Source organism: Parvibaculum sp. (genome assembly GCF_035511255.1).
In the GTDB taxonomy this organism is placed as follows: Bacteria; Pseudomonadota; Alphaproteobacteria; order Parvibaculales; family Parvibaculaceae; genus Parvibaculum.
The window spans coordinates 1-7,577 of the sequence record NZ_DATKFR010000274.1 but is presented as its reverse complement, the minus strand read 5'-3'; the positions used below and the strand labels follow the sequence as shown (position 1 = coordinate 7,577).

Below are 7,577 nucleotides of genomic sequence, written 5' to 3'. Positions count from 1 at the left end.
CTCGGTGCGCAGGAAGTGGCGCATGTCGTCGAGGTTGCCGCCGAACAGGGCGAACAGCGCGCGGTAGGCACGGATCAGCAGCAGCGCGAGCTCGCCGGTCTTGCTCCTCGACCCATGCGCTCATTCCGGTGCCCGGCGCGGCGGCGGCGCTGGCCGCCCTTTCGGGTCGCGCGCAGGTCGTCGTGCTGACCAATGTGCCCTCCGCCGACAAGGAAACGCGGGCGCGGAACCTTGCCGCCCACGGCATGGATTACCCCGTCATCGCCAACAAGGGGCTCAAGGGGGGCGCGGTGAAGCGGCTCGCCGAACTGGTCGAGGCGCCGGTGATCTTTCTCGACGACATCCCGCACAACATCGCCTCGGTCGCCGCTGCCCATGCGCCGACGCACAGGGTTCACTTCATCGCCGATCCACGGCTCGCGAAGCTGCTGGGGCCGTCCGAGCACAGCCATTTCCATGCAACGGACTGGACGGATGCCCGCCGCTTCATCGAGGAGCGGCTGGCGGAGGACGGATTTTAATTCCGTCCCAACCACTCTTGTCACCCCGGGCTTGTCCCGGGGGCCAGGGGCCGCTTGCACCGTGTTTGCCGCCCCTGGATCCCGGCACGAGGCCGGGATGACATGATGTAGAATACTGAACGACTCTCACTGACCGGACTCACCTCTCCATGCGCATCGGCATCGACCTCGGCGGCACCAAGATCGAAGGGGTCGCGCTCGGCTCTGACGGACGCGAGCTGGCGCGCAAGCGTGTCCCCACTCCCGCGACCTATGACGCGACCGTCGGCGCCATTCGCGACCTAATGGCGGCGTTGGAACAACAGGCCGGTACGCGCGGCACCGTCGGCATCGGCATGCCCGGCGCGCTGTCGCCAGCCACCGGCCTCGTCAAGAACGCGAACAGCGTCTTCCTGATCGGCAAGCCCTTCGACCGCGATCTCGAAGCGGCGCTCGGCCGCGAGGTGCGGCTCGCCAACGACGCCGATTGCTTCGCCCTGTCGGAAGCGACCGACGGCGCGGGCGCCGGCGCCCCCACTGTCTTCGGCGTCATTCTCGGAACAGGCGTCGGCGCGGGCATCGTCGTCAACGGGCACCTTCTCAGCGGGCCCAACGCCATCGCCGGCGAATGGGGACACAACCAGCTTCCCTGGATGCTGCCGGACGAACTGCCGGGCCCCGATTGCTATTGCGGCAAGAAGGGCTGCATCGAAAGCTGGAACTCCGGCCCCGCCTTCGAGCTCGAATACGCATTGGCCGAAAAGACGAAACTCACCACACATGAGATCGTCGCGGCGGCGGAAGCCGGCGCACGGCCCGCGCGTTCCGCCGTGCGGCGATATTCGGACCGGCTCGCCCGCGCCCTTTCCCATGTCATCAACCTCATCGATCCGCATGTGATCGTCCTGGGCGGCGGCATGTCGAATGTCGCGGCGCTCTACGACGAAGTGCCGTCGCGCTGGGGCGCCTATGTCTTTTCCGATCGCGTCGATACGAAGCTCGTGCGCAACCTGCATGGCGACTCGAGCGGCGTGCGCGGCGCGGCCTGGCTATGGCCGGAAAATGACGGGCCGGAGGACGGAACGGCATGACCGAGGCGGCGCCACGGCCCGGCTTCTGCCGCGACTGCTTCACGCCGGTCGCGGAAGACAAGACGCGCTGCCCGGCCTGCAACCGCCCTCGCCTCGTCTTCCATGCCGAGCTTCACGATCTCGGCATCGCGCATCTCGATTGCGACGCCTTTTATGCGGCGGTCGAGAAGCGCGACAATCCGGACCTCCTCGACAAGCCGCTCATCATCGGTGGCGGCAAGCGCGGCGTCGTTTCGACCTGCTGCTATATCGCGCGCATTCGCGGCGTGCGTTCCGCCATGCCGATGTTCAAGGCCTTGCAGGCCTGTCCCGAGGCAGTGGTGATCCGGCCCGACATGCAGAAATATGCGCGTGTCGGCCGCGAGGTGCGGCAGATGATGCGCGACCTCACGCCGCTCGTCGAACCGCTCTCGATCGATGAGGCCTTTCTCGATCTCAACGGCACCGAGCGGCTGCATCACGCGAGCCCGGCGATCACAATGGCGAAGCTCCAGTCGCGCATCGAGAAGGACATCGGCATCACCGTTTCCGTCGGCATGAGCTACTGCAAGTTCCTGGCGAAGATCGCCTCCGACATGGACAAGCCGCGCGGCTTTTCGGTCATCGGCAAGGAAGAAGCGCCCGGCTTTCTCGCGACGAAGCCCGTGTCGCTGATCTGGGGCGTCGGCAAGGCCTTCGAGGCGAAGCTTGCGCGGGACGGCATCAGTCGCATCGCTCAATTGCAGAAGATGGAAGAGAACGATCTCATGGCGCGTTACGGCACCATGGGCCGGCGGCTCTGGCGGCTCTCGCGCGGCCTCGATGTGCGGTCCGTCTCGAGCGCCAATATCGCCAAGAGCATTTCCGCCGAGACGACTTTTTTCGACGACATTCACGACGCCGCCGAACTCGACCGCCGCCTCTGGCCTCTATGCGAGAAGGTCGCGCAGCGCGCGAAGGCGGCGGAGACATCGGGCCAGACCGTGGTTCTGAAGCTCAAGACCGCCGACTTCAAGACGCGGACGCGCAGCGTGACGCTCCCCGACCCGACGCAGCTTGCCGAAGTCATCTACAGGATCGGCGCGCCGCTGCTCGCGAAGGAAGCCGACGGGACGGCTTTCCGGCTGCTCGGCATCGGGCTATCCCAGCTTGGCGAAGGCGATCTCGCCGACCCGCCCGACATGCTCGATCCAGCCGCCACGCGGCGCGCGGTGGCCGAACGTGCCATGGACAAGGTGCGTGCGAAGTTCGGCGCCGACGCGATCATCAAGGGCCGCGGGATCAGGAAGTCAGATTGAGATCGTCCTCGACGCGCTTTACCCAGTCGCGAACATGCGGAAAGGTCGCAAGATCGAAGCCCGCTTCATGGGCAAAGCGCGTATAGGCGACCAGCGCGAGGTCCGCGAGCGAGAGTTTTTCGCCGACGAAATAGCGCCGCGTCGCGAGATGGCCTTCCATCACGCCGAGGGCGCGATTGCCCTTCTCCATCAGCGCGGGATCGATGTCGCTGTCCGGCTTCTTCAGCACGAAGGCGTGGAAGCGGCGCACCGCGATGGCCGTCTCATGGCTATATTGCTCCCAGAAGAGCCACTGGTTCATCAGCGCGCGCTCGAAGGCGTCGGCGGGAATGAGATCGGAACCTTCGGCGAGATACAGCATGATCGCATTCGACTGGGCGAGCAGCCGGCCGTCTTCGAAGCGGATGAAGGGCACCTGTCCGGCAGGGTTCATCGCCAGAAACTCCGGCGTCCGCGTTTCGCCTTTCAGGAAATCGACTTCGAGCCAGCGATTGGGAATGCCGAGCCTGTCGCAGACGAAAGCCACCTTGTGGCAATTGCCCGAGACACTGTTGCCGTAAATCGTCAGCACTCCTTCGTCTCCCTTCAGCAGGCGCCCGGCTTGAAATATTCGATCTGCGAGAGTTCGCCTTTCAATGCCACATCGTCGTAATTCAGAATCAGCGACGACATCACGCCGTTGGGAAACATTCGGAAACCCATCTCGAAGCTCGGCATGCCGTCCTGCGCGTCGTTGTCCTTGTCGAAATAGCTCATCTGCACCGGCCAGGCATGGACACCGCCCAGCGCCACGCCCTGTCCCCTGTTCTTGATCTGAACCTTGCGCGCGTCGATCGGTGTCCCTTCGGCCTTGCCGATGAAGGCGGTGATGCTGGTCGGCCCCGCCTGTGTGCCGTCGAACAGCGGACTCGAAAAGACGGGCTTGCCCTCGGCGGCCGCCTTGATCAAGGCGAGGTTGAAGGCCGTCGGAAAGAGAACGCCGTCGGGAAGCGTTTCGGGCTCTTTGCCTTGTTCATCGAGGATGACGCGGCCTTTGTCGCGGTAGGCATGTCCCGACTCGCGCGCCGCCAGCTTGCCGCCGGCATATTCCGTCCGGTCGAAGCGAAATTCATTGCCGTCGAGCGACTCCCAGGAGCTGAGCCTGATGTCGCTCGTCGTCGTCGCGCCCGTGTCGTCGATCGAGCGGGTGACGACGCGTTGGTCGGAGGTATAACCCTCGCAGCCCGGCCCGCCGCGCCATTCGACGACCATGCGTCCGTCGAGCCCATCGACATCGCCCACGGTCTTCAGCTGGTCCACGGAGAGGTCGTAGACCGCGCGATGCATCTGGGCGGCAAATTGCGGCTCGCCGCTCCGGCCCTTGTGGCCCAGGACGAGCATGGCGACGAGACCGACAGCCGCAAATCCGGCGGCGGCGAGAATAAACCCGCGCATCCCCGAGAAGCCGCGCCGCCCGATTGCGAACCGATCCAACATCAGACGATCATTCCCTTAAGATGCAGGGGCATTCATCGACATGCCCCTGCGCTCGCCCGCCTGCTCTTTTTCTACCCCAACCTGTCGTATAACCAAAATTCCCGTTTCAGACCTTCGAGGCCCCCTTGTCCCGCCCCAGCCTGCTCGTCACCAGAAAGCTTCCCAACGCCGTCGAAGCGCGGCTCGCCCGCGACTACGATGCCGAGACCAACGCGATTGACACTATCCTGAAGCCGGACGACCTCGTCGCCCGCGCGAAAGGCAAGGATGGGTTTCTGGTGACGCCCGCGGACAGGCTCGATGCGGACCTCATCGGCCGCCTGCCTTCGTCGATCCGCATCATGGCGAGCTTCTCTGTGGGTTATGACCACATCGACGTGAAGGCCGCCGAAGCGCGGGGGATAGCCGTCACCAATACGCCGGACGTCCTGACGGATGCGACGGCGGACATCGCATTGCTGCTCATCCTCGGCGCGGCGCGCGGCGCTGCCGCGGGCATGGCCGCGATCCGCGAAGACAGGTGGAAGAATTGGGCGCCGACCGGGATGCTCAGCACCGATGTCCGGGGCAAGCGCCTCGGCATTATCGGCATGGGCCGCATTGGACAGGCGGTGGCGCATCGCGCCCGCGCCTTCGGCATGGAGGTGCATTATCACAACCGCGCAAGGCTCGACGCAGGCACCGAACACGGCGCCGTCTTCCATGCGACGGCGGAGGATTTGTTCGCCGCTTCGGACATCCTCTCCATCCATTGCGCCTCGACGCCGGAGACGCGACGTCTCGTCAACGCGAAAACCATCGCCCTGCTGCCCAAGGGTGCCATCGTCGTCAATACGGCGCGCGGCGATATCGTCGATGACGAGGCGTTGATCTCGGCGCTACAAGCAGGACATCTGCGCGCCATCGGACTCGACGTTTATGCGAACGAGCCGAATATCGATCCGCGCTACCGGACGCTGGAGAACGCTTTCCTTCTTCCGCATCTCGGCAGCGCGACGGTCGAAACCCGCAATGCGATGGGGTTCCGGGCGCTGGACAATCTCGACGATTTCTTTGCCGGGCGAGAGCCGAGGGACCGGGTGCGGAGCTGATTACCTCTCCGACAAATCGACCTTCACGTCCGCCGACAGTCCGGGCCGCAGCCGGTCCGCGCCCGCCTGGCCCGGGTTCAGGTGAATGCGAACGGGGACGCGCTGGACGATACGAGTGAAGTTGCCGGTCGCCGGCTCGAAAGGCAGCAGCGCGAATTCCGAACCCGAGGCCGGCGCGAAGCTCTCGACTTCTCCGTCGAAGACGTGACCCGGCAGCGCATCGACTTCTACACGAACGGGCTGGCCGACCAGCATGCGCGCCGTCTGCGTTTCCTTGAAATTCGCGGCGATATAGATCGTGTCGGCCGGCACGACGGTCAGAAGTTGTGTGCCGGGCTGGACATATTCGCCGAGCTGCACCTGACGATCGCCAATGACGCCGGTGACTGGCGAGCGCACGACTGTGTGTTGAAGATCGAGCTTCGCCATCGAGAGTGCGGCCTTCGCCTTGGCGAGCGCAGCCTGCAACTGGGCGCGGGAATGCATGACAACGGCTTCCTGCTGCCGGCTCGCCGCAAAGGCCGCCCGGCTCTTCTCGGCGTCGGCGCCGGCGGCGATCGCCGTCGCCCGCACCTTGTCCGCCGCCTGACGGGAGATATTGCCGTCGCTCACGAGCTGCTTGTAGCGCCGGTGGTCGGCTTCGGCCCGTACGCGTTCGGCGTCGGCCGAGGTGATCGCCGTGGCGGCCGCGCGAACATTCGCCGCCGCCAGTGCTTGCTGCGCTTCCTGCTGCGCCAGCGATGCCTCGGCAGATGCAACATCCGCTTCGGCGGCGTCCACCGCCTGCCGGTAGTCCTCGTCGTCGATGCGGATCAGGATGTCGCCCGCCCTCACATGCTGGTTGTCGCGCACCAGAATTTCGGAGACGAGGCCACGTACTTTCGGCGCGACGATGGAATTATCGGCCTTCACATAAGCATCGTCCGTCGAGACGGAGGACGCCGGCGAAGCGATCCAGGCGCCGCCGAGGACGATGGCCGCGACGGCCGCGCCCGTGACGACGAAGGCGCGGCGGGGGAGCGCGCGGAGCCGGGCGATTCGTCCGGGCGCGAGCTTTTCAGCGGATTCGAATGTCGCGGTCATAGGTCGAACACCATGCAGGTCGTGGTCCCCGAAGCGCAAAGTCTGCCATCCTTGTCGATGAGGCGCCCCTCGACGAAGGCGGCCTTGCGGCCCCGCGAGAGGATGCGGCCTTCGGCGCGAACCGGGCCGCTCAGATCCGACATGGCGCGGTGATAGGCGATCTTGAGCTCAAGAGTGGTGAACCCCTGCCCCGGCTTCAGCGTCGAATGGACGGCGCAGCCCATGGCCGTGTCGAGGATCGTCGCCGCATAACCGCCATGCACGGTGCCGAGCGGATTGTAATGCTCCTTCGTCGGCGAGCCCTGGAAGACGACGAAGCCTTCCTCCGCCGACACAGGCTCGATGCCGATGAAATGCGGCATGCCGCGATAGCCGGCGCTACCGTCGAAGATTGCCTGGAGCTGTTCGAGCCCCGTCATTGCAGCCACGGTCGCGGGAGCGGTCAGCGTCGTTGCTTCACTCATGTGCCTGTTCTCCGATGTCGTTCACGCCCAGGCGTGTCTTGATGTCGTCGCGCGTGCCTGCGAGAATCCCGTCCGAATGGGCGCGGTCCGAAACCGCGCGGGAGAGCGCGACGGCGCCGACCATTTCGGCGAGGATCGACGGCGCCAGCGTCGCCGCATTTTCGATACCCGTGGCCGTCATGCGTCGCTCGAGGTTCGCGACGAGGCGTTTCAAGCCTTCGTCGAAAGCCTTGCGGAAACTCTTCGACTGGCGCGGTAGATCGGAATTGAGCGCGACGACGGGGCAACCGGTCGAGGGGTTCTCGCGGTGCGTCTCCGAGACGTAATAGTCGACATAGGTCGCCAGCGCCTCGCGCGGCGCCATGCCTTCGAGGATGCGCTCCCAGCGCCGCCCGGCCTGTGCGAAGGTTTCGCTCACGGCTTCAGCGAGAAAATCGTCCTTCGATTTGAAATGCGCATAGAAACCGCCATGCGTCAGGCCGGCGGCCTTCATGACCTCCGCGACGGCAAGGCGGTCCGGCCCTTTTTCGCGCAGCGCGCGGGCGGCCAGTTTCAGCACCTTGCGATGAGTTTCTTCCTTATGTGAATCCGCGTA

Annotated in this window: 9 protein-coding genes; 4 read left to right on the top strand and 5 right to left on the bottom strand. The window is 65.2% G+C overall.

What is annotated here, in order from left to right:
• Positions 1-128 precede the first annotated feature (128 nt).
• The 3 genes from VMR03_RS11020 (at position 129) to VMR03_RS11010 (ending at position 2,868) form a co-directional block, all read left to right on the top strand.
• Positions 129-521 (top strand): hypothetical protein, encoded by a 393-nt coding sequence (locus tag VMR03_RS11020; RefSeq protein WP_325405137.1) that lies wholly within the window; start codon positions 129-131, stop codon positions 519-521.
• Between the two features lie 149 nt (positions 522-670).
• A complete protein-coding gene (locus tag VMR03_RS11015) occupies positions 671-1,591 on the top strand; it encodes an ROK family protein (protein ID WP_325405136.1) in 921 nt (306 codons plus the stop codon).
• Positions 1,588-2,868, top strand: coding sequence for a DNA polymerase IV (locus VMR03_RS11010; protein ID WP_325405134.1), 1,281 nt, complete (start codon positions 1,588-1,590; stop codon positions 2,866-2,868). The genes VMR03_RS11015 and VMR03_RS11010 overlap by 4 nt, the downstream gene beginning before the upstream one ends.
• Here VMR03_RS11010 and VMR03_RS11005 read toward each other — a convergent pair.
• Both VMR03_RS11005 and VMR03_RS11000 read right to left on the bottom strand, forming a co-directional pair.
• A complete protein-coding gene (locus VMR03_RS11005) occupies positions 2,852-3,436 on the bottom strand; it encodes a glutathione S-transferase family protein (RefSeq protein ID WP_325405139.1) in 585 nt (194 codons plus the stop codon). The two genes, VMR03_RS11010 and VMR03_RS11005, sit on opposite strands and share 17 nt — an antisense overlap.
• Before the next feature lie 17 nt (positions 3,437-3,453).
• Positions 3,454-4,344, bottom strand: a complete 891-nt coding sequence (locus VMR03_RS11000) for an EipB family protein (RefSeq protein WP_325405132.1) — start codon at positions 4,342-4,344, stop codon at positions 3,454-3,456.
• Between the two features lie 125 nt (positions 4,345-4,469).
• On the opposite strand from VMR03_RS11000, the gene VMR03_RS10995 reads away from it, so the two are divergent.
• A complete protein-coding gene (locus VMR03_RS10995; RefSeq protein ID WP_325405130.1) occupies positions 4,470-5,435 on the top strand; it encodes a D-glycerate dehydrogenase in 966 nt (321 codons plus the stop codon).
• Here the strand turns inward: VMR03_RS10995 and VMR03_RS10990 are convergent, their stop codons facing one another.
• The 3 genes from VMR03_RS10990 to VMR03_RS10980 form a co-directional block, all read right to left on the bottom strand.
• Positions 5,436-6,518 carry an HlyD family secretion protein gene (locus VMR03_RS10990; RefSeq protein WP_325405128.1) on the bottom strand — a complete coding sequence of 361 codons (1,083 nt, stop codon included), beginning with the start codon at positions 6,516-6,518 and terminating at the stop codon, positions 5,436-5,438.
• Complete coding sequence (locus VMR03_RS10985) at positions 6,515-6,982, bottom strand: PaaI family thioesterase (RefSeq protein ID WP_325405126.1); 468 nt, start codon at positions 6,980-6,982, stop codon at positions 6,515-6,517. The genes VMR03_RS10990 and VMR03_RS10985 overlap by 4 nt, the downstream gene beginning before the upstream one ends.
• Positions 6,975-7,577 (bottom strand): TetR/AcrR family transcriptional regulator (locus tag VMR03_RS10980; RefSeq protein ID WP_325405124.1); only part of this gene is annotated, 603 nt, incomplete at its 5' end. The genes VMR03_RS10985 and VMR03_RS10980, both read right to left, overlap by 8 nt.